Raw genomic sequence first — 1561 nt, forward strand, 5'->3', positions numbered from 1 at the left:
AACAGAGATTAAACTGAAGAGTTTGATCCTGGCTCAGATTGAACGCTGGCGGCATGCCTTACACATGCAAGTCGAACGGCAGCACGGAGCTTGCTCTGGTGGCGAGTGGCGAACGGGTGAGTAATATATCGGAACGTACCCTAGAGTGGGGGATAACGTAGCGAAAGTTACGCTAATACCGCATACGATCTAAGGATGAAAGTGGGGGATCGCAAGACCTCATGCTCGTGGAGCGGCCGATATCTGATTAGCTAGTTGGTAGGGTAAAAGCCTACCAAGGCATCGATCAGTAGCTGGTCTGAGAGGACGACCAGCCACACTGGAACTGAGACACGGTCCAGACTCCTACGGGAGGCAGCAGTGGGGAATTTTGGACAATGGGCGAAAGCCTGATCCAGCAATGCCGCGTGAGTGAAGAAGGCCTTCGGGTTGTAAAGCTCTTTTGTCAGGGAAGAAACGGTGAGAGCTAATATCTCTTGCTAATGACGGTACCTGAAGAATAAGCACCGGCTAACTACGTGCCAGCAGCCGCGGTAATACGTAGGGTGCAAGCGTTAATCGGAATTACTGGGCGTAAAGCGTGCGCAGGCGGTTTTGTAAGTCTGATGTGAAATCCCCGGGCTCAACCTGGGAATTGCATTGGAGACTGCAAGGCTAGAATCTGGCAGAGGGGGGTAGAATTCCACGTGTAGCAGTGAAATGCGTAGATATGTGGAGGAACACCGATGGCGAAGGCAGCCCCCTGGGTCAAGATTGACGCTCATGCACGAAAGCGTGGGGAGCAAACAGGATTAGATACCCTGGTAGTCCACGCCCTAAACGATGTCTACTAGTTGTCGGGTCTTAATTGACTTGGTAACGCAGCTAACGCGTGAAGTAGACCGCCTGGGGAGTACGGTCGCAAGATTAAAACTCAAAGGAATTGACGGGGACCCGCACAAGCGGTGGATGATGTGGATTAATTCGATGCAACGCGAAAAACCTTACCTACCCTTGACATGGCTGGAATCCCCGAGAGATTGGGGAGTGCTCGAAAGAGAACCAGTACACAGGTGCTGCATGGCTGTCGTCAGCTCGTGTCGTGAGATGTTGGGTTAAGTCCCGCAACGAGCGCAACCCTTGTCATTAGTTGCTACGAAAGGGCACTCTAATGAGACTGCCGGTGACAAACCGGAGGAAGGTGGGGATGACGTCAAGTCCTCATGGCCCTTATGGGTAGGGCTTCACACGTCATACAATGGTACATACAGAGCGCCGCCAACCCGCGAGGGGGAGCTAATCGCAGAAAGTGTATCGTAGTCCGGATTGTAGTCTGCAACTCGACTGCATGAAGTTGGAATCGCTAGTAATCGCGGATCAGCATGTCGCGGTGAATACGTTCCCGGGTCTTGTACACACCGCCCGTCACACCATGGGAGCGGGTTTTACCAGAAGTAGGTAGCTTAACCGTAAGGAGGGCGCTTACCACGGTAGGATTCGTGACTGGGGTGAAGTCGTAACAAGGTAGCCGTATCGGAAGGTGCGGCTGGATCACCTCCTTTCTAGAGTTTGCACGAATCAG

At 52.7% G+C, this 1561-nt stretch carries 1 rRNA gene; it reads left to right on the forward strand.

The window, feature by feature from the left end:
- Window positions 1–10: 10 nt before the first annotated feature.
- Window positions 11–1541: ribosomal RNA gene (locus tag BLT98_RS28515) — 16S ribosomal RNA — on the forward strand.
- Window positions 1542–1561: the final 20 nt, after the last annotated feature.

The organism is Janthinobacterium sp. YR213 (genome assembly GCF_900099875.1).
GTDB lineage: Bacteria > Pseudomonadota > Gammaproteobacteria > Burkholderiales > Burkholderiaceae_D > Janthinobacterium > Janthinobacterium lividum.